20 protein-coding genes are annotated in these 18,481 nt (G+C 63.6%); 15 read left to right on the plus strand and 5 right to left on the minus strand.

The window, feature by feature from the left end:
• Nucleotides 1–50 precede the first annotated feature (50 nt).
• Nucleotides 51–371, plus strand: coding sequence for a hypothetical protein (locus C443_RS10055; RefSeq protein ID WP_005536046.1), 321 nt, complete (start codon nucleotides 51–53; stop codon nucleotides 369–371).
• Here C443_RS10055 and tmk read toward each other — a convergent pair.
• The gene (tmk, locus tag C443_RS10060; protein WP_005536048.1) at nucleotides 368–955 is read right to left on the minus strand and encodes a dTMP kinase; all 588 of its coding nucleotides are present in this window, start codon (nucleotides 953–955) and stop codon (nucleotides 368–370) included. The genes C443_RS10055 and tmk overlap by 4 nt on opposite strands.
• 139 nt (nucleotides 956–1,094) lie before the next feature.
• On the opposite strand from tmk, the gene C443_RS10065 reads away from it, so the two are divergent.
• The 5 genes from C443_RS10065 to cofG all read left to right on the plus strand — a co-directional run bounded on the left by C443_RS10065 (nucleotide 1,095) and on the right by cofG (nucleotide 5,830).
• Entirely contained in the window at nucleotides 1,095–1,994 is a 900-nt protein-coding gene (locus tag C443_RS10065) for a complex I NDUFA9 subunit family protein (RefSeq protein WP_005536050.1), read from the plus strand.
• A 137-nt stretch (nucleotides 1,995–2,131) separates the two neighbouring features.
• Complete coding sequence (locus tag C443_RS10070; RefSeq protein WP_005536054.1) at nucleotides 2,132–3,313, plus strand: tubulin/FtsZ family protein; 1,182 nt, start codon at nucleotides 2,132–2,134, stop codon at nucleotides 3,311–3,313.
• A complete protein-coding gene (locus C443_RS10075) occupies nucleotides 3,291–4,067 on the plus strand; it encodes a hypothetical protein (RefSeq protein ID WP_005536056.1) in 777 nt (258 codons plus the stop codon). The genes C443_RS10070 and C443_RS10075 overlap by 23 nt, the downstream gene beginning before the upstream one ends.
• Entirely contained in the window at nucleotides 4,067–4,690 is a 624-nt protein-coding gene (cofC, locus tag C443_RS10080; protein WP_005536058.1) for a 2-phospho-L-lactate guanylyltransferase, read from the plus strand. The genes C443_RS10075 and cofC overlap by 1 nt, the downstream gene beginning before the upstream one ends.
• A 33-nt stretch (nucleotides 4,691–4,723) precedes the next feature.
• Entirely contained in the window at nucleotides 4,724–5,830 is a 1,107-nt protein-coding gene (gene cofG, locus C443_RS10085) for a 7,8-didemethyl-8-hydroxy-5-deazariboflavin synthase subunit CofG (protein WP_005536060.1), read from the plus strand.
• A 201-nt stretch (nucleotides 5,831–6,031) separates the two neighbouring features.
• Here cofG and cofH read toward each other — a convergent pair whose 3' ends face one another.
• Both cofH and C443_RS10095 read right to left on the minus strand, forming a co-directional pair.
• Nucleotides 6,032–7,384: a 7,8-didemethyl-8-hydroxy-5-deazariboflavin synthase subunit CofH gene (cofH, locus tag C443_RS10090; protein WP_005536062.1), complete on the minus strand. Its 1,353-nt coding sequence runs from the start codon at nucleotides 7,382–7,384 to the stop codon at nucleotides 6,032–6,034.
• 106 nt (nucleotides 7,385–7,490) lie between these two features.
• Nucleotides 7,491–8,507: a sodium:calcium antiporter gene (locus C443_RS10095; RefSeq protein ID WP_005536064.1), complete on the minus strand. Its 1,017-nt coding sequence runs from the start codon at nucleotides 8,505–8,507 to the stop codon at nucleotides 7,491–7,493.
• Between the two features lie 151 nt (nucleotides 8,508–8,658).
• Between C443_RS10095 and C443_RS10100 the strand changes: the two genes are divergently transcribed.
• Nucleotides 8,659–9,693: a phosphoribosylaminoimidazolesuccinocarboxamide synthase gene (locus C443_RS10100; RefSeq protein WP_005536067.1), complete on the plus strand. Its 1,035-nt coding sequence runs from the start codon at nucleotides 8,659–8,661 to the stop codon at nucleotides 9,691–9,693.
• A 24-nt stretch (nucleotides 9,694–9,717) separates the two neighbouring features.
• Here C443_RS10100 and C443_RS10105 read toward each other — a convergent pair whose 3' ends face one another.
• Complete coding sequence (locus C443_RS10105; RefSeq protein ID WP_005536070.1) at nucleotides 9,718–10,701, minus strand: formyltetrahydrofolate deformylase; 984 nt, start codon at nucleotides 10,699–10,701, stop codon at nucleotides 9,718–9,720.
• 120 nt (nucleotides 10,702–10,821) lie between these two features.
• On the opposite strand from C443_RS10105, the gene C443_RS10110 reads away from it, so the two are divergent.
• The 8 genes from C443_RS10110 to C443_RS10145 all read left to right on the plus strand — a co-directional run bounded on the left by C443_RS10110 (nucleotide 10,822) and on the right by C443_RS10145 (nucleotide 17,114).
• A complete protein-coding gene (locus tag C443_RS10110) occupies nucleotides 10,822–11,697 on the plus strand; it encodes a GAF domain-containing protein (RefSeq protein ID WP_005536071.1) in 876 nt (291 codons plus the stop codon).
• A complete protein-coding gene (locus C443_RS10115) occupies nucleotides 11,697–12,362 on the plus strand; it encodes a DUF7504 family protein (RefSeq protein WP_005536072.1) in 666 nt (221 codons plus the stop codon). Before C443_RS10110 ends, C443_RS10115 begins: the two co-directional genes overlap by 1 nt.
• 51 nt (nucleotides 12,363–12,413) lie before the next feature.
• Nucleotides 12,414–12,668, plus strand: a complete 255-nt coding sequence (gene purS / locus C443_RS10120; protein WP_005536073.1) for a phosphoribosylformylglycinamidine synthase subunit PurS — start codon at nucleotides 12,414–12,416, stop codon at nucleotides 12,666–12,668.
• Between the two features lie 52 nt (nucleotides 12,669–12,720).
• A complete protein-coding gene (gene purQ, locus C443_RS10125; RefSeq protein ID WP_005536074.1) occupies nucleotides 12,721–13,398 on the plus strand; it encodes a phosphoribosylformylglycinamidine synthase I in 678 nt (225 codons plus the stop codon).
• A 460-nt stretch (nucleotides 13,399–13,858) separates the two neighbouring features.
• Entirely contained in the window at nucleotides 13,859–14,821 is a 963-nt protein-coding gene (locus tag C443_RS10130; protein WP_049943998.1) for a substrate-binding domain-containing protein, read from the plus strand.
• A gap of 32 nt (nucleotides 14,822–14,853) precedes the next feature.
• Nucleotides 14,854–15,540: an ABC transporter permease gene (locus C443_RS10135; RefSeq protein WP_005536076.1), complete on the plus strand. Its 687-nt coding sequence runs from the start codon at nucleotides 14,854–14,856 to the stop codon at nucleotides 15,538–15,540.
• Complete coding sequence (locus tag C443_RS10140; RefSeq protein WP_005536077.1) at nucleotides 15,540–16,304, plus strand: ABC transporter ATP-binding protein; 765 nt, start codon at nucleotides 15,540–15,542, stop codon at nucleotides 16,302–16,304. Before C443_RS10135 ends, C443_RS10140 begins: the two co-directional genes overlap by 1 nt.
• A gap of 81 nt (nucleotides 16,305–16,385) precedes the next feature.
• Entirely contained in the window at nucleotides 16,386–17,114 is a 729-nt protein-coding gene (locus tag C443_RS10145) for a TOBE domain-containing protein (RefSeq protein WP_005536079.1), read from the plus strand.
• Between the two features lie 271 nt (nucleotides 17,115–17,385).
• Here the strand turns inward: C443_RS10145 and C443_RS10150 are convergent, their stop codons facing one another.
• Complete coding sequence (locus C443_RS10150) at nucleotides 17,386–18,462, minus strand: archaeosine biosynthesis radical SAM protein RaSEA (RefSeq protein WP_005536082.1); 1,077 nt, start codon at nucleotides 18,460–18,462, stop codon at nucleotides 17,386–17,388.
• Nucleotides 18,463–18,481 lie beyond the last annotated feature (19 nt).

The following is an 18,481-nucleotide window of genomic DNA, read 5'->3' on the forward strand; positions in this document are numbered from 1 at the left end:
GGGTCACGTTGTTTCGACACGGCAAAGGGACTTGCCGCCCTACGTCGAACATGGTCAGTGTCGCCGGTATTATCGGCCTGCTCGTCATCGTGCTGGTCAACAGTGCTGTGACGGCGCTCATGACGCGCTTTTTCCGCGTCCGCTTGCACACGCGGTGGGGAAGCCTCGTTTACTCGCTACTCCTCTGTCCGGTCGTCATGGTCGTCATCCTGCTGGTGTTGAGTGGCGTGTTCAGTCTCGGTGCGAACCTCGGGTCCACGACTGCCGTCATGCTCGTGACTGTCGTTGTACCACTCGCTACCGGGATGACGTTCGACTACTTCTGGATGCCCGCCCCCGACGAGGTCGAACTGCCGGCGTCGATGGATTAATCGAGAATCGCCGCTCGGACGCGTTCGTACACGGTGTCCGGGTCGGCGGTCGCGTCGACGCGTACGAACCGCTCCGGGTCGGCGTCAATGAGTCGCTCGTAGTTGTCCCGAACCGTTGAAAGGTAGTCAGCGGTTTCGAACTTGTTCGTCGCGCCGCTTCGCCGTGCGGCGGTTTCGGGATCGAGATCGAGATACACGGTCAGGTCCGGCGGACGGGTCCACGGGGCGTGAACTTCCCGGACGTACGACAGCGGGTCGTCGAACGTCCCGGTCGCTTCGAGTGTCGCACCCTGATAGGCGTACCGTGAGTCGCTGTAGCGGTCGGAGACGACGAGCCGATCCTCGCTGAGTGCCGGTCGGACCGTATCCGAAAGGTGCGCGGCGTGGTCGGCCGTGTAGAGGAACAGTTCGGCCAGCGAGTCCGCGTCGTCGTCGTCGATGGAGCGCTGGACGGCATCTCCGTACCAGGTGTCGGTCGGTTCGCGCGTGAAGACGGCGTCATCTGGGACCGTGTCGTCGCTTCGGAGCCGTTCCCACACGGTCGTCTTGCCGCTCCCGTCCAAGCCTTCGAGCGTGACGAGCATACCTCACAATCCGTGTGGGGGGACGTAAGCGCCCCGACCCGACAGTGCATCCGTAAGCTGACACAAGTGACCGGACTGCGGGCCGACCAGACGAACAAATACGCCCACCTTTACGGTTCTACCGACCGTACTGGAGCCTATGGATGTACTTGTTGTCGGCGGGACTGGCTTCATCGGACAACACCTGTGCCGCGAACTCGATGAGCGAGGACACACCGTCACTGCGCTGTCCCGATCACCGGAGGACGCGACGCTACCAGACGGCGTCGAAACCGTCGCCGGGGATGTCACAGACTACGGGAGCATCGAGGGGGCGTTCGAAGATCAGGACGCGGTGTATTTCCTGGTCGCACTGTCGCCCCTGTTCAAGCCGGATGGCGGGGACAAGATGCACGAACGCATCCATCTCGGCGGGACCGAAAACAGCGTGCAGGCCGCGGAGGAACACGGCGTCGAACGGTACGTCCAGCTGAGCGCACTGGGTGCAGACCCCGATGGCGACACGCATTACATCCGGTCGAAGGGCCGGGCCGAGCAGGTCGTTACGGAGTCTTCGCTGGACTGGACCATCTTTCGACCATCGGTCGTCTTCGGTGAGGGCGGGGAGTTCGTCTCGTTCACGAAGCGTCTCAAGGGGATGTTCGCGCCCGGCGTCCCGCTGTATCCGCTTCCCGGCGGCGGCAGACAGACGAAGTTCCAGCCCATCTGGGTCGGTGACCTCGTGCCGATGCTCGTCGATAGCATCGAATCCGAGGCGCACGTCGGCGAGACCTACGAGGTCGGTGGACCGGAAGTGCTGACGCTCAGGGACGTGACCAATCAGGTGTACGATGCCGAGGGATCGTCGGTAAGCATCGTCCCGCTCCCGATGCCGCTAGCGAAGGTCGGTCTCTCTGTTCTGGGGAGCGTCGGGTTCCCGATGGGTGCCGACCAGTACCGCTCACTCAAATTCGATAACACTCCGGCAACGAACGAAATCGACGCGTTCGGCGCCAGTAGTGGCTCTCTAACGACACTCAGCGGATACCTCCACAGATAAGTGTCGGCAGTAGTCACCCCCTAAAGGGAGTTATGTTAGCTAGTATTGATTTTCAATCCTGGCTTTCAAGGCTGAGATCCGGGCAAAACACTTATACTCGCTATCGCTCTTTGACCCTTTAAGCGGAGAACTATATAATGAAACTGGCGATGATCGGCTTCGGGCAGGCCGGTGGCAAAATTGTGGACAAGTTCCTCGAGTACGACAAGGAGACCGGCTCGGGAATCGTCCGCTCTGCTGTTGCGGTCAATACAGCAAAAGCAGACCTGCTTGGGCTAGAACACATTCCGGAAGAGAATCGAGTACTCATTGGTCAGGCTCGCGTCAAGGGCCACGGCGTGGGCGCGGACAACGAACTCGGCGCGGAAATCGCCGAAGAGGACATCGACGAGGTGCAGGGCGCGATCGACAACATCCCCGTTCACGAAGTCGACGCCTTCCTCATCGTCGCCGGGCTCGGTGGCGGGACGGGGTCGGGTGGGTCGCCGGTCGTCGCGAAACACCTCAAACGCATCTACACTGAACCAGTGTACGGGCTGGGCGTTCTGCCGGGCAGTGACGAGGGTGGCATCTACACCCTCAACGCCGCTCGCTCGTTCCAGACGTTCGTGCGCGAGGTGGACAACCTGATGGTGTTCGACAACGACGCCTGGCGACAGACTGGCGAGTCCGTCGAAGGCGGCTACGACCACATCAACGAGGAGATCGTCCGGCGCTTCGGCGTGCTGTTCGGGGCCGGCGAAATCGAGGCCGGCGACAACGTCGCCGAAAGCGTCGTCGACTCCTCCGAGATCATCAACACGCTCGACGGTGGCGGCGTGTCCACCGTCGGCTATGCCTCCGAGGACGTCGAGGTATCCTCCGGCGGCGGCGGTCTGCTCTCGCGGTTCAAGGGCGACGACTCGTCCGACGACGGGATGGATACAGCGAACACGACGAACCGTATCACGTCGCTCGTCCGGAAAGCCGCACTCGGCCGGCTGACGCTTCCCTGTGAGATCGAGGGTGCGGAGCGTGCCCTGCTCGTGATGGCAGGGCCGCCGGAGCACCTGAACCGGAAGGGAATAGAACGCGGCCGGAAGTGGCTCGAGGAGCAGACCGGTTCGATGGAGGTCCGCGGTGGCGACTATCCGACCAACGCCCCGAAAGTGGCCGCGTCCATCCTGCTGGCCGGCGTCCACAACGTTCCCCGCATCAAGGAACTCCAGCAGGTCGCCATCGAGGCCCAGGACAACATCGACGATATCCGTAACCAAAGCGAAGATAACTTAGAGGACTTGGTCGAAGACGACGAAGATGAACTTGATCCGCTGTTCTAACAAGACCGCCGCACTCCTCTGTGTTGTCGCGCTGCTCGCGACCGCCGGCACAGCGAGTGCGTTCTCTGTCTCTGCCGAGGGGGTCCCGACCGAGACGGCCGTCGACGAAGAGGTGTCGGTGACGTACACTATCGACGACCCGTTCACCGACGCGCCGAACGAATGGACGCTCGCCGGTTCGACCGAGCTCCAGGACGTTAGTTGGACGGTTACCGTGTTACGTGCGGGTAGCCAGGTGAGCCAAGAAACCTATGGCGACCAGTCCTTCGAGCAGGATCTGGAGATCGACAATAACGGAGACCAGGTTCGCATCGAGCTCGTCGGCACGACGCCGGCCATCTCGAACTACACGTACGACCCGGCACAGAACTATCAGGTCGCCTCGCTCAGTCGTATCAGTGGGAGCAACGAGGACGAGTTCCGCAACGATACCGTCCACCACTACACTGAAGAGAGCCAGTCAGCGAGACAGGCAATCGACGACGCGCAGGCCGCAATCGACGAAGCCGGTGGGAACGAAGAGGCCGAGGAGCTAGTCAGTAGCGCCATCTCCTCATACGAGAACGGGAACTTCCAGAACGCCCAGGATCTCGCCGGACAGGCCGAGAATCAGGCGCAGCAGGCCCAGCAGAGCGCCCAGACTCAGCAAACGCTCCTGCTGGTCGGCGGCGGACTCGTCGTCCTCCTGTTGCTGGTCGGTGGCGGCTACTACGCGTACACCCAGATGAGTGAGGACGAGTACTCCAAGCTGTAATGCGTCTCGTCGTCCCCGTCTCGGGGTCTGATCCCAAAACGCGACTTGCATCCGTTCTTTCTCCCGACGAGCGCCGTGATTTTACCGAAGCGATGCTTGCAGACGTCGTCGAGGCGGTGACAGCGGCGGGCCACGAACCGGAGATCATCTCGACAGCACCGGTCGACTGTGCCGTGCCGGTCACCGTCGACGATCGCGGACTCGACCCGCTCGTCAACGACTTGCTCGCGTCGACAGTGACTAGCGGCGAAGGGGAGCTTGCCGTCGTGATGGCAGATTTGCCGCTCGTAACCCCGAAAAGCATCGAGCGACTGCTCGCCCCCGACGCCGATTTCGTGCTGGCCCCGGGCCTGGGCGGCGGGACGAATGCCTTCGTCTGTCGGCACCCCGAGTTCAGGGTCGACTACCACGGCGCGTCGATACGTGACCACCGGCGGATTGCCCGGGACGTGGGAGCCAGCGTGACCGAAGTCGACTCCCGGCGGCTCGCGACCGACATCGACGAACCGGCCGACCTCGCTGAGGTGCTGCTACACAGCGACGGCGCGGCCGCGGACTGGCTCACTGACGCCGGTTTCAGTCTGTCACTCACAGACGGCCGTGTCACCGTGAGCCGCGAGTGAAGGTTTTTGTTCGTGGGGTGCACACCCCGGGACGTGATACCCGGCACGGACGCGTATGACGTCGCTATCGAGATCCCGGACGCCGACATCGAGCGACTGCTGTCGGTGATGCCCGAAGACGTCGAGGCCGCGTCGGCGCTGTCCTATTGCCGGAACGTGTTCCTGCCGCTGACGACCGCCTGCCGATACACCTGCACCTACTGCACGTACTACGACCCGCCGGGGCAGGCGGAGCTGATGGACCCCGAGGAGATCCGCGAGACCTGCCGTCGCGGGGCCGACGCCGGCTGTACCGAGGCGCTGTTCACCTTCGGCGACGATCCGGACGACCGCTACACAGCGATCCACGACCAGCTTGCCGAGTGGGGCCACGACTCCATCCACGAATACCTCCGGGAAGCCTGCGAAATCGCCCTTGAAGAGGGATTGCTCCCGCACGCGAATCCGGGCGATCAGACGCGCGAGCAGATGGCCCACGTCGCTGACCTGAACGCCTCGATGGGCGTGATGCTGGAGACGACCACCGAGGTGCAGGCCCACGGCGGCCCGCGAGCGAAAAGTCCCGGTCAGCGACTTAATACCCTCCGGGTGGCCGGCGAACTGGGCGTGCCGTTCACGACAGGTATCCTCGTCGGCATCGGCGAGGACTGGCGACACCGCGCCGAGAGCTTGCTTGCCATCCGCGAGATGCACGAGCGCTACGGTCACATCCAGGAAGTTATCGTCCAGCCCGTCGTCGAGAACGAGCGCTGGCAGGGCGGCTCCCCCGACCTGGCGACAATGCGCCGGGTGACAGCAATGGCCCGCGCGGCGCTTCCCGAGGAGGTGTCCGTACAGGTTCCTCCGAACCTCGCGCCCGCCCGCGACCTGACCGACTGCGGCATCGACGATCTGGGCGGCGTCTCCCCGGTCACAGTCGACCACATCAACCCCGAGTACGAGTGGCCCGCGCTGCAGGAACTGACGGCCGTCGCCGAGGCCGCCGAGGTGCCACTGAGCGAGCGGTTGCCGGTCTACGACCACTTCGTCGACGACGGCTGGCTCTCGAAGCCCATCGAGACGGCCATCGAGACCGATGACGAGGCCGGCGAGCGGTTCCGGTCGATACTGGACCGGGGTGTGAATCCAGTGACGCTGTGACACCGGCGACCAGCCCCTCAGGTGAACGGTCAGCCTGGCCAGAACAGACACCGGACATCAATCACCTAGTTCTCTGGGCGATATCTACACAAACGCTGGCGGACCAATATGTATCATGCCTGGGCGTGCCTCTGACAGCAGTGCCAGGCGGAATACTCTACCACGTCGACCACGGCCAGTGCCCAGCCGTGGTCCACTACTTTACTCGAGCAACGGCGTTCCGTCAGCCTGTGGCCCGAGTTGCGGGCCGAGTACGTCGGCGTCGGGATCGATGACGCGCCGCTGTTCGTAGTCCGTCGATCGCTCGACGGGCGTGCGGCCGATGGCAGTGATCATATCGGCGTACTCCTGAAACGAACGGAACTCGCCGTAGTCGCCGCCGGCGCGTTTGGTGATCTCCTCGGAGAGAATAGTCCCCATGAAGTCATCTGCACCGCAGGTGAGCATCTTCAGCCCTTGCGTGTCGCCGTATTTGACCCACGAGGCCTGGATGTGGTCGACGTTGTCGAGGAAGAGCCGCGAGACGGCGATCAGCAGTTCGTCCTCGTCGATGGTCGCGCCACCGTCGACCATGCCACGCTCGTACAGCGGTGTCTCCTCGTGAACGAATGATAGCGGGACGAACTCAGTGATCGCGCTGGTCCGGTCCTGCAGGTCGCGGATGCGCTGCAGGTGCAGCGCGCGGTGGCGCTCGTTCTCGACGTGGCCGTACATCATCGTCGAGGTCATGTCGAGGCCGACCGACGCGGCCGCCTCCATCGCTTCGAGCCACTCGTCGGTGCGGATCTTCCCCGGACAGATGACGTCACGGACCTCGTCGACGAGGATCTCTGCAGCCGTACCCGGAACGCTGTCGAGGCCGGCGTCTTGCAGTCGGCCGAACACCTCCTCGTAGGACCAGTCGGTGCCGCGGCGGGCGTGATAGGCCTCCTCCGGCGTCATCGAGTGGAGGTGGACATCGCCGACGTTCATCGCGCTGAGTTGCTCGCAGTAGGTAGCTGGGTCTTTCTCGTACTCGTCGGGCGAGCGGTAGTTCAGGTCCCCGCGATCGCTCGTCTCCAGTATCTCTCTGTGTTCGTCGTCCAGTGCGAGGGCGGGGTGGAGTCCCGACACCGAACAGACCTCGTAGATGCCCCGGTCGAGGGCGTCCTGTACGATTTCGCGGGATTCACTCGGTGTCTTGGTGAAGCCGCCATGGTCCTCCTGATAGTCGCTCCGGAACTGCTCGGAGCGGTCCTTGAAATTACAGAACAGACAGCCCGTGTTGCAGGCCGTCGTGACGTTGTTGTTGAGGTTCGCGACGAAGGTGACCTCATCGCCGACGACCTCCGCCCGGCGTCGGTCAGCCGCTTCGAGCACCTGCTCTTTCCGGTCGTGGTCGATGCCGTCCCGATCGGTGCCCGTGGTCAAGAGTTCGACGGCGTCGTCGACTGTCAGTCGCGTCCCGTTTCTCGCCTTGGCGAGCGCGTTCTCGAACGACTGGTCAGTCGTCGGACGGTGCTCGAACTCGGTGGAACCGTCCGGAGTACCGACGGTCTCTGGGACGTCCGGCATTGCTGGACAGGAGGGAAAGAACGGTCAAAAACGTATGGGTACGCACATGGTCCACAAGGTCGACAGGTCCTCGTGTTCCGGCACACAAGCGACTGCAGTCGCTCCATCAGGTCGGCAATACGCCGCCGACCCAGCCTACAGTCTCGACGATAACCCAGGCGACGAAAGCCGCGTACGCGCCGAGTAACGCATAGGATTCGGGTTCGCTCAACACGAGGTCGGTCCGGAGAACGGTAAACAGGAGAATCGTCGCCCCGGTCAGGACGCCAAACATCGGCACGGCCATCGCGAAGTCGACAGTCCACGCGCCGGCGATGAAGACGCCGAGCGGGATGGCGACGAGCAGGTCGAAGGTGTTCGAGCCGAGGACGTTCGCGAGCGACGTGACCCCGCGGTCGTCGCGGGCTGCCCTGACACTGACGAGCGTGTCGGGGAGGCTCGTCGCCGCCGCCAGAATCGTCACGCCGAGCAGGAACTCCTGAACGCCGGCGGCCCGACCGATGACCCTGACGGAGTGGACGAGATTTTCCACAGCCACGAGAATGACAGCCAGGCCCAGCAGGAGGAAGAGCCACTGCCGCCCGACAGAGATGCCAGCGGTCCAGTCTTCTCCCGGATCGTGGTCAGCGGTGTCCTGGTACTGGATGAAGACGTACAGCCCGTAAAGCGCGAGCGGAATCGCCGCCAGCGGCCGCGTGATGACGCCCGTGAGCGTCGCCTCGCCGGGGTAGTAGATGACCGCAAGCGCCATCGTGATGAGCAGGACTGAGACGGCGAGCATGTAGAACTGCGCCTCCTTGTAGACGAGCGTCCGACTCGATTCGAGTTCGTCGTCGGTCGCGACGCCCGCGGCTGCGGGGATGACGAGGACGTTGAATATCGCTGAACCGACGATTGCGCCGACGCCAAGCGGCATCGACCCGCCAAGTGCCGCGACGACGACGGTCGCAAGCTCCGGGAAACTCGAACCGACGGCAACAATAATCGCGCCCTGAACGACTTCCGGGAGACCGTAGTACGTCGCGAGCCGTTCACTCGATGCTTCGAGCCAGTCGCTCCCTTTCCAGATCGCGACCGTCGCGGCGACGATGATCGTGACCTCGACCAACAGACTGGAAGCCATCAGCCGGTCAGTCGACAGCCCGACAGAAAACGTTGCCTTCCGAGCGCGAGTGATACTGTCTGGAAAGAATTTCGCTACCGCGAATATCTTGAAATAGTTATAGCCAACAGTATGAGAAACGTCTTTGTCCCCGGCGCGAAAGGCGGGCACAATGACGAGCGTCAAGGAATTCCGCGTGGACGAACCGGCGACGGCAGAGGGGCTCGGCCGCGGCGCGTTCGTGTTCACGGACGACTACTCCGTCTTCGACTGGGGGAAGATGCCGGACCAGATCCCCGACAAGGGCGCGTCGCTGTGTACGATGGGCGCGTACAACTTCCAGCTACTGGAGGAGAACCACGTCCCGACACACTACGAGGGCGTCAGGCTCCCCGGCAGCGACGAGGTACTCGACCTCGGCGAGGCGCTGTCGGCCGACGCCGCCCCCGAGGAGATGGTCATCGAACTCACGCAAGTCCCGGACCTCCCCTTCGAAGACGGGAGCTACGACTATGACGCCTACCACACGGGGGCCGATGAGAACTACCTCATCCCGCTGGAGATTGTCTTCCGGAATCGAGTCGGCGTCGGGTCGTCACTTCGGTCCCGGACCGAGCCTGCAGACCACGGGCTCGACTACGACACGTGGCCCGACGAGGTCGTCGACCTCGACGAGCCCATCGTCGAGTTCTCGACGAAATACGAGGAGCAAGACCGCTACCTCGACCGAGAGGGAGCCGACCGGATCGCCGGCGCGGCCAGCATCGATCGCCTCGAAGAACTGGCCCGTGCGGTCAACCACATCGTCACCGAGCAGGCCGCCGAGGCCAACCTCGTCCACGAGGACGGGAAAATCGAGTGTCTGTACTACGACGGGGAGATCCGCGTAGCCGATGTGGTCGGTACGTTCGACGAGAACCGCTTCTCCTACGAGAGCCAGCAGGTCTCGAAGGAAGTCATCCGCCAGTACCACAAGCGCACCCAGTCCGCGTGGGTCGAAGCCGTAAGCGAGGCCAAACAGCAGGCCGACACTGAGGGCGTCGCCGACTGGAAAGCACTCTGTGACGAGTCGCCGCAGCCGCTCGACGAGGACGTAATCCAGGTCGCGCGGGACCTCTACTGCGCCGGCACGAACGCCTACGTCGGCGGCGACGTGTTCGACGCGCCGTCGCTCGACGATGCCGTCAGCGCCGCTGGTGAACTCTGAGAGGTTTAAAAAGATAGCGCGTTTTCAGTCGTCAGCCTCTATCTCACCGTCGTCCTCGGCGACGAATTCGCCGAGGCCGTCAATGGGACGGTCGGGGTTCAACTGATCGAGTTTTTCCGGTGCGCCGAGCTGGGCCGAGGTCTCCTCGGGGTCCCGAAGCTTCGTCCGGCCGCGGTGGACGTTCACTTCGTCGTTGAGATGGAGCTTGATAGCCTCGATGAGCGCCTCGGCTTCCAGCGGCTGGCCGATCTGCTGGAGTTCCTCTTCGGTGGCATCGTCAGGGACATTGAACGCGCGCTGGGTGATGATCGGTCCCTGATCCAGATCCGTCGTCACGTAGTGGGCCGTGACGCCGGCAATGCGGACGCCTTCCTCGATGGCCTGCATGTATGCCGACGCGCCGGGGAAGGCGGGCAGCAGGCTCGGGTGGACGTTGATGATCCGGCTCTCGTACCGGAAGACGACATCGGGCGAGAGGATGCGCATATACCGGGCCAGCGCGATGAGGTCGGCGTCGTACTGCGCGAGCAAGTCGAGCAGTTGGTCCTCGTCCGGCGTCCCTTTCTCGTCGCCGATATCGTGGAACGGGACGTCGTACTTGTCTGCCAGCGGTTCGAGGTCGTCGTGGTTCCCGATGACCACCTCGATGTCGGCCCCGAGGTCGCCGTTGGCCCACGCCTCGAACAGTGCCTCCAGACAGTGTGACTCCTTCGTGACGAGGACGGCGATGGTCTGGGTCTCGCGGTCGGCGGGGAACCGGACCTGCACGTCGACGCCGAGTCCGTCACCGAGTTCGGTGAGGTCTTCGCGGAGTTTCTCCTCCGTCGTCACCATCTCGGACGTGTCGACGCGCATGGTCATCCGGAAGACGCCCTCCCGGACGGCCTGGTCGAGGTCCTCGATGTTGATGCTGCGCTCAAACAGGAGCGAGGTCACTTCGGCGATGAGGCCCGTGTCGTCCTCACCGACGACCGTAATCTCAGTCAGATCGCGAGTCACGATACCCACCTCCGGACAGCGTCGTGATTCATTTGACGCAGAGTCGGCAGTCCCACGGCAAAAGCCTTCGTTTTCCACCGAGCGTGGCCACCAACCCTTTGTGTATCAGTCGGTGTATGTACGGCAGTGATGAGTGATTCGCCGACGGTTCTCTGTGCGCAGCCGGACGCCGACGAGCGCGCCGAGACGGCCGACGCACTTGGCGACGCTGGACTCGCAGTCGAAGGAGTTGGGTCCCTCGATACGCTGACCACAGCACTTGACCGGTCGGTCGACTGCGTTGTGACGGCCTTCGATCTCCCGGATGGGGATGGGTTCGACGTGGTAGACGCGGTTCGTTCGGTGAACCCGGCCTGTGTAGTGATCCTCTATACCGAACACGCACCGTCGGATCTCCCTCGTGGCGGTCCCGAACAGGTCGTCGAATACGTGCCGCGGACGGTCCCGGAGTCCCGGGAGCGGCTTGCGGATGTGGCTGCCATGGCTGCCGCTGAGGTAACGCAGGCGGCCTACCCGATTCCGGAGACCGAGACGGAGCGGCTAGCCGCCGTCCAGCGATACGACATCGACCAGCTGGCGGCGACAGACGCGTTCGACCGGCTGACGGCGCTCATGGCCAGCCACTTCGACATCGACGTGGCTTTCGTCGGCCTCATGGACGAACACGAGGAGCGGTTCGTGGCGTGTGAGGGAGCTAACTGGCGGACCCTCTCCCGCGAAGACACCATCTGTACGCATACGATTCTCTCGGACGAAACGATGGTCGTCGAAGACACCCACGAAGACCCGCGCTTCGCGGCGGTCGACGCGCTGAAACAGCTCAATATCAGGTCCTACGCGGGCGTTCGAATCACGGACGAGGAGGGGAACGCGGTCGGTGCCGTCTGTTGTACCGACGGCGAACCGCGGCGCTACACGCAGACAGAGCTGGACGACCTCCAGCGGTTCGCTGACGAGGTCGAGGAACAACTGCTGTTGCGACGCCGGCTGCAGGGGGGTTCCTGATGGCACAGCGACGGGACGACCGATACACGTTCGACGGACTGCCGCTGAATCCGGTCGAACCGGGGACGAGCCTGCTCGTCACCGGCCCGGTTCTGAGCGGAGCGCGGGAGATGGGACTGCGACTGCTCTGTAGCTCCGACGCGGACGGCGGGACAGTCCTCATCGCGACGGACAGCGACGCCACGACGATGTTGGAGGACTTCGAGCGCCACGGCGGCGTCCTCGACCGCGACCGGGTCCGTGTCATCGACTGCGCACAGGAAAGCGGCGACCTGCCGGAAGACAGCGTGTCCACAGTCAACACGCCGGCGGACCTGACCGGTATCGGTATCGAGTACTCCGGCCAGTATGAATCGACGTACGCCAGCGGCTACACGCGGGTCCGGACCGGCATCATTACGCTGACGCCGCTACTCGTCTATAGCGACGACGTGAGGGCGGTGTACCGGTTCCTCAACACCATCACCGGCCGGGTCGGAACCGCGGACGGCCTCGGCGTCTGCGTGCTCGACCCGAACGCCCACGAGGAGCAGGTCGTCGAAAGCGTGGCTCGGTTCTTCGACGGCCGGGTCGACGTTCGCGCCGACCAGGGTGCCCTCGATCTCCGGGTGGCCGGCCTGCGCGACCAGCCGACCAACTGGACGCCGGTCGGTGCCGGGACGTGACCTGTCGGGAGAACACAAGCGTTTTCTCCGCTGCCCGCTCGCTTGCCAGTAATGACTGCCTTTACCGCGACCGTCACAGTCCGGCTCAAGCGGGGCGTCCTCGACCCCGAGGCCGAGACGACACAGCGCTCACTAGAACGGCTCGGCTTCGATCTGAACGACCTCCGCTCGGCGGACGTGTTCGAACTGGACCTCGACGCCGACAGCGCCGACGACGCGGCCGAGCGCGCCGAGGAGATGGCCGAGCGACTCCTCGCGAACCCCACCATCCACGACTACGACATTGAGGTGGCACAGGCAGAATGACCATCGCCTCGAAACTGACGGCAATCGTCTGTTCCCACATGGGGTGGCTCGCGTGACTATTACCGTCATCCAGTTCGGCGGCTCTAATTGCGATCGCGACTCCGTACAGGCGCTGGAGTCGCTGGGCTTCGACGCCGACCTCGTCTGGCACGAAGACGGGCTTCCCGAGGATGTCGAGGGCGTCGTCCTCCCCGGCGGCTTCTCCTACGGCGATTACCTCCGTGCCGGCGCGATGGCCGCCCGCTCGCCGATCATGGCCGAAATCCGCGAAGCCGCGAGCGAGGGAACGCCGGTACTTGGCATCTGCAACGGCGCACAGATCGGCTGTGAGTCGTCGCTGACTCCCGGCGCGTTCACGACCAACGAAAGCGCCCGCTTCCAGTGTGAGCACGTCCACCTGCGCGTCGAGAACGCCGACACGCCCTGGACCAGCCAGTACGAGGACGGCGAGGTCGTCGAACTCCCGATCGCTCACGGCGAGGGTCGCTACGAGATCACTGACGAGCGTCTGGACGAACTCGAAGCCGAGGACCGGATTCTGTTCAAGTACTGTGACGAGGACGGGACTGTCACACCCGAGGCGAACCCGAACGGCTCGAAGCATAGCGTGGCCGGCGTCACCGGCGAAGCCGAGCACGTCGCCGTCATGATGCCCCACCCGGAGCGGGCGACACTGTCGGACCTCGGTCGGACCGATGGCCGCGGCGTTCTCACGGGCTTCGCTGACTAGCGTTCGCAAACCAGACTGTTACTGTGGCGGTTTCATAATCGACTGGAATGCATCCGAACAGCCGCGGGGCTATCCGTGCTTGTCTCAAAGGGGAAGGGACCAGCGGAGCGTGTGACATAGTCCGGCGGTCCCTATCTCGGCCTTGGCGGTCAAGCCGTATAAACACACGCGTACCGGAGTGGAAGTGAAATCGAGGGGGACAAAGCGTTTGGCTGCGGCTGGTGGCGATAGAGTGCATCAGCCACTTGCATTCGCTCTCGGCAATGAATCATCGCTGACGGGGGAGCCTTCTTCCGCCGTTTCGTGTCTACCACGAGTGGCTACGCTGTCGCCAGTACTTCTCAAGACGACGAGCCACGAGGGGCGTCTGCCACCGCCGTCGTCCACACGGCCCTAACAGAATTGATACGACAGTTTATTCAGCATAAATTATATTTGCTATTAGGCCAACGATGTATCTATGCCGATACAACGACGAGAGTTCATTGCGGCGATAGGGACAGGCGCGTTAGCAACTACCGCCGGATGTGCGCAGTCCGGGGAAAGCAGCGGCCAGACTGAAGCGGAAACGGAAGCAGAATCGGGGGGCGGCGGTCAGCCAGGGGTGGCCGGCGAAACTCTGACACTTACGACAACGACGAGTACGTACGACACGGGCCTGCTAGACGAGATCCACCCCGACTTCGAGGATATGTACGGCGTGTCGGTCGACGCAGTCGCACAGGGGACCGGTGCAGCCCTCGAATCAGCCCGCAACGGTGACTCGGACATCGTGATGGTCCACGCCCGCGGTCTCGAAGACGAGTTCATGCGCAACGGATACGGCATCAACCGCCGGGACCTGATGTTCAACGACTTCGTCATCGTCGGCCCCGAAGACGACCCGGCAGGGATTCAGGGCATGGGTTCAGCGACCGATGCACTGACAACTATCGCCGAGTCGGAGGCCCAGTTCGTCTCACGCGGGGACAACTCCGGTACCCACACCAAGGAACTCAACCTCTGGGAAGCGGCGGGAACTGAACCAGGCGGTGACTGGTATCAGGAGACCGGGACCGGCATGGGTGAGGCGCTGAACATCGCTAACCAGCAGGGCGCGTACACGCTCTCGGACCGCGGGACGTACATCTCCCAGCGCTCGGAGATCGACCTCGTCATTCTGGTGCAGGGGCCGATCGAGGACGGACCGGAGATCCTCGCGAACCCGTACGGGATTATGGCGGTCAATCCCGGCGTCCACGACAACGCGAACTACGACCTGGCGATGGCATACATCGGCTGGATCACCAGCCCCGGAACCCAGGACGCGATTGCGAACTATCAGGTCAACGGAGAACAGCTGTTCTTCCCGGAAGCCGTCTCCGAGGACCCCAACTTCCAGCAGTACGTTCCGGAAGGCTGGAGTAGCGACTCGGACGAGTAAGCGTGGCCCTAGAGTCAGTCGGATACCTGCCGATGGCCGTGGTCGACCTTCCGTTCCGAGAAGGCTACGTGTCCAGTATCATTTACGTCTCGCTGTACGTGAGTGTCATCGCCGTGGCGCTGAGTACGCTTTTCAGCCTCCCGATCGCCGTGGTGATGGGGTTTTCTGACTTTCCCGGCAAGCAGTTCGTGAAGTCGGTCATCAACACGGGGATGGGGTTTCCAAGCGTGGTCGTCGGTCTTCTCGTACTGTTTACCGTCTCGAACCAGGGACCGCTGGGGGACCTAGAGTTGATATTCACCAAGGAGGCGATGATCATGTCTCAGTTCGTCCTGGCAACGCCGCCGATTACGGCGATCAGCCTCGCGGCCATCAGTGGCGTCGACGACAACGTCCGCGACGCCGCACACGTTCTCGGCGGAACACGCCTCGACGTGGCGCTAGTCGTACTCAAGGAGGCCAGATACGGTATCGCAACGGCAGTGCTTGCGGGCTTTGGCCGTGCCATCAGCGAAGTCGGGTCCGTGCTCATCGTCGGCGGGAACATCACGAGCGCACGCGGCATCTCGAAGACGCGGACGCTAACGACCGCGATTCAACTCGAAGCCCGACAGGGACAGTACGAGACGGCGATGATTCTCGGGGCCGTGCTGGTCACGCTCGTGTTGACGGTCAACGCTATCGTCATCCGACTGGGCGACCAGGGGGTGCAGCGATAATGCTCGATGTCACGGCCGTATCACACGCCTACGGAGATGGCGACGTGTTCCGGGACCTCTCAATCGGGATCGAACCCGGCGAGGTCGTTGCCGTCATCGGCCCGTCCGGCGTCGGGAAGACGACGCTGCTTCGGCTGCTCGCGTTCTCACTGGAACCGGACGAGGGAACCATCGCCTTCGACGACACGGACGTGTGGGCCGTCGACGAAGCGACACGGCTCTCGCTGCGTCGGCGTATCGGCATGGTGTTTCAGGAAGCGAGCCTGTTCGACGCGCCGGTCGCTCGCAACGTTGAATACGGGCTTCGAATCCGCAGGTCGTGGACAGCCAGACTGCAGCGCGAACTCCAGTCCATAGTTCGCTCGAACGGCACCGCGGAGGCCGTTCACGAGGCCCTCGACGTCGTCGGGCTGACCGAGAAGATGGACCAGCACGCGGATTCGCTCTCGGGCGGCGAGGCCCAGCGGGTGTCGTTCGCCCGCGCGCTGGCCTACGACCCGGACCTGCTGTTACTCGACGAACCGACATCTGATCTGGACCCACGGAACACTGCAGTTATCGAGGACGCGATTGCCGAGGCCCGGAACCGGGGTATCGGTGTCGTGGTGGCGACACACGACATGCATCAGGCGGAGCGGGTCGCAGACCGGGTTGCAGTGCTACTCGACGAGCAGATAACCGAAATAGCCCCGACAGAAGTGGTTTTCCAGAACCCGTCGGACCACCGCACCCAGAAGTTCATCTCCGGAGAGCTGGTCTACTGACCGCTTCATACCCCACTCCGATCACCGGTGGTAGGGCTGGTCGGCGGCAATGCCTTTATCCGGGAACGACATTGTCAAGATATGGACGCGACTGCGGACGTCGAAGTGCAACTGGAGCAGGGCGACGTGGCGCTGACCGCCCGCGACCGGACGCTCCTGCAAGCGGTCGCCGCCCACGGGTCACTGAACGCCGCCGCCGACGCGCTGGGCCGGTCGTACGCGCACGCCCAGCGCCGCATCGTGGAACTCGAAGACGCGTTTGGTCCGCTGGTCGACCGCAGTCGCGGTGGTAGCGGGGGCGGCGGCAGCGAACTGACGACCGCTGCCGAGCAACTGCTGGCCCGCTTTCAGCGACTGCAAGCCGAGTTCGACGGGGTGGCAACGACAGCGGAGACAGTCCTCCAGGGGACGGTCGTGGACCGGGACGGCGAACTGGCGACCGTCGAGACGCCGCCGGGGACGGTCCAGGCCATCGTCGACACCAAAGCGGGCCCCGGTGACGCGGTGGAAGTCGGCATCCGCGCCGATACGGTGACGCTGAACGCGCCGCACGAAGCTCCCGAACCAGCGGGGACGAGTGCGAGAAATCAGTTCGTCGGCAGCGTCGAGCGTATCGAGAAGGGGACCTCTATCGCGCTGGTCGCACTGGCAGTCGACCCGGACATGACGCTGTCGGCGCTGGTGACTGACACGAGCCTCGATAAACTCGACATCACCACAGGCGCGGAGCTTGTCGCCTCGTTCAAAGCAACCGCAACCGTCGGCGTCATTCCCGCTATCGAACAGTCGGGGCCGGATGAGTCATCGTAAGCAAGTGGCACGAGGTGGCACCAGAAGTAGCCTCAGAGACCCCAGCCGGACGGCAGCAGGTCGGATTGGCAGGCACTGCAGGCGACCATGCCATCGTCGTCGATACACTGCCGCCGTTCACCGCACAGGTCACATTCCGTGACTGTCCCGCGTGTATTGAAACTGCGCCTGTCCTGGTCACCGTTCGGGGTCATATCGAACAGTATTATGCGCGAAAGACGGATAAGCATTGGTCGACAGCCCGTCACACGGTCTCTAGTGCTCGAAGTCCCTACCGAGCGAGCGGGAGCGAGTAGCTACGCTCGCGTTCGATGACGGCGTCCCACGTCGCCTCGCACTCGCAGCTCACCTGCTCAAACACCGCCGGGTCCTGCCGGAGGTCGAAGTCCTTGATAGCGCGCTGGACTTTGTCGTCACATTCGCCGCAGTTGTGCGGGCCGCGGTCGCTGCCGTGGCCAACCGGGTCCGAGACGACGATGACATCCTCGTCCGCGGTCGACTCCAGCACCTCGGCGACTGACCAGAGCCACGGCGGCCGGTAGCCGCCGTCGTGGTACAGTTCCTCGACCATCGTGTAGCGCTGGACGTTACAGGGGTTCATCGAGACGGTGTGACAGCCGTCGACGGCCGCACAGCGTCGCACCGACCGCTTCATATCCTCGACGGCCTCGGCTTCGGAGAGGAACGGCGGCTTCATCAGGAGGTACGCCTTGACGCCGGCACCGGCGGCCTGCGCCGCCTCGGAGGCCGCCTCGAAGTCGGCAAAGTCGAAGTACTTGTTCACGCAATCGTGGCGGACGCGGTCGGTCGCTGTCTCCAGCCCGACGGCTACGTCCGTCTCCAGGCCCACATCGACGAAGTCGCCGACCGTCTCCTCGTCGACGAAGTCCGGCAGCGACTCGACGACGATACGCTCGCGGTCGGCGAAGGTTTCGGCGATGGCCTGACGGGTTTCCGCCGGCACCTCGCGCTCGTCGAGGAAGCTCCCCGAGGTGTAGATCTTGATGAGACCGCTCTGTTCGTCACTGTTCTCCGCCTCGTGATCCAGGCAGTGCTGAATCTGGGCCATGAGGTCTTCGTGGGCGACGGTCCCGCCCTCGACGCTCTCGGCGACGTAGCCACACATCGTACAGCCGCCGGCGCGCGCCCACCGACAGCCGCCGGTGTTCAGAATGATAGTCAGGCTCTGGTAGACACCATCGGGTGTGTTGTCCTCGTCGAGCCATACACGGGTCGGCTCGCGAGGGTCGTAGGTCGAGTCGTTGCGCGACCGGATGTCACGCATCACGGAGTTGTGGGCGTCCATGCCTTTGCCCTCCTCGTAGACCTCGGGACTGGGCTTGCTCATTGGGGCGAGGTAGCCGATG

Origin of the sequence: Haloarcula argentinensis DSM 12282 (genome assembly GCA_000336895.1) — an archaeon.
GTDB classification, from domain to species: Archaea; Halobacteriota; Halobacteria; order Halobacteriales; family Haloarculaceae; genus Haloarcula; species Haloarcula argentinensis.

Coding starts and splice junctions, on each gene's coding strand:
- C443_RS10135 (WP_005536076.1), top strand. CDS start 14,854: ATGGCCGTGGTCGACCTTCCGTTCCGAGAAGGCTACGTGTCCAGTATC.
- C443_RS10145 (WP_005536079.1), top strand. CDS start 16,386: ATGGACGCGACTGCGGACGTCGAAGTGCAACTGGAGCAGGGCGACGTG.
- C443_RS10150 (WP_005536082.1), bottom strand. CDS start 18,462: ATGAGCAAGCCCAGTCCCGAGGTCTACGAGGAGGGCAAAGGCATGGAC.
- cofC (WP_005536058.1), top strand. CDS start 4,067: ATGCGTCTCGTCGTCCCCGTCTCGGGGTCTGATCCCAAAACGCGACTT.
- C443_RS10070 (WP_005536054.1), top strand. CDS start 2,132: ATGAAACTGGCGATGATCGGCTTCGGGCAGGCCGGTGGCAAAATTGTG.
- tmk (WP_005536048.1), bottom strand. CDS start 955: ATGCTCGTCACGCTCGAAGGCTTGGACGGGAGCGGCAAGACGACCGTG.
- C443_RS10110 (WP_005536071.1), top strand. CDS start 10,822: ATGAGTGATTCGCCGACGGTTCTCTGTGCGCAGCCGGACGCCGACGAG.
- C443_RS10065 (WP_005536050.1), top strand. CDS start 1,095: ATGGATGTACTTGTTGTCGGCGGGACTGGCTTCATCGGACAACACCTG.
- C443_RS10055 (WP_005536046.1), top strand. CDS start 51: ATGGTCAGTGTCGCCGGTATTATCGGCCTGCTCGTCATCGTGCTGGTC.
- C443_RS10075 (WP_005536056.1), top strand. CDS start 3,291: ATGAACTTGATCCGCTGTTCTAACAAGACCGCCGCACTCCTCTGTGTT.
- cofH (WP_005536062.1), bottom strand. CDS start 7,384: ATGCCGGACGTCCCAGAGACCGTCGGTACTCCGGACGGTTCCACCGAG.
- C443_RS10115 (WP_005536072.1), top strand. CDS start 11,697: ATGGCACAGCGACGGGACGACCGATACACGTTCGACGGACTGCCGCTG.
- C443_RS10100 (WP_005536067.1), top strand. CDS start 8,659: ATGACGAGCGTCAAGGAATTCCGCGTGGACGAACCGGCGACGGCAGAG.
- C443_RS10095 (WP_005536064.1), bottom strand. CDS start 8,507: ATGGCTTCCAGTCTGTTGGTCGAGGTCACGATCATCGTCGCCGCGACG.
- purS (WP_005536073.1), top strand. CDS start 12,414: ATGACTGCCTTTACCGCGACCGTCACAGTCCGGCTCAAGCGGGGCGTC.
- C443_RS10130 (WP_049943998.1), top strand. CDS start 13,859: ATGCCGATACAACGACGAGAGTTCATTGCGGCGATAGGGACAGGCGCG.
- C443_RS10140 (WP_005536077.1), top strand. CDS start 15,540: ATGCTCGATGTCACGGCCGTATCACACGCCTACGGAGATGGCGACGTG.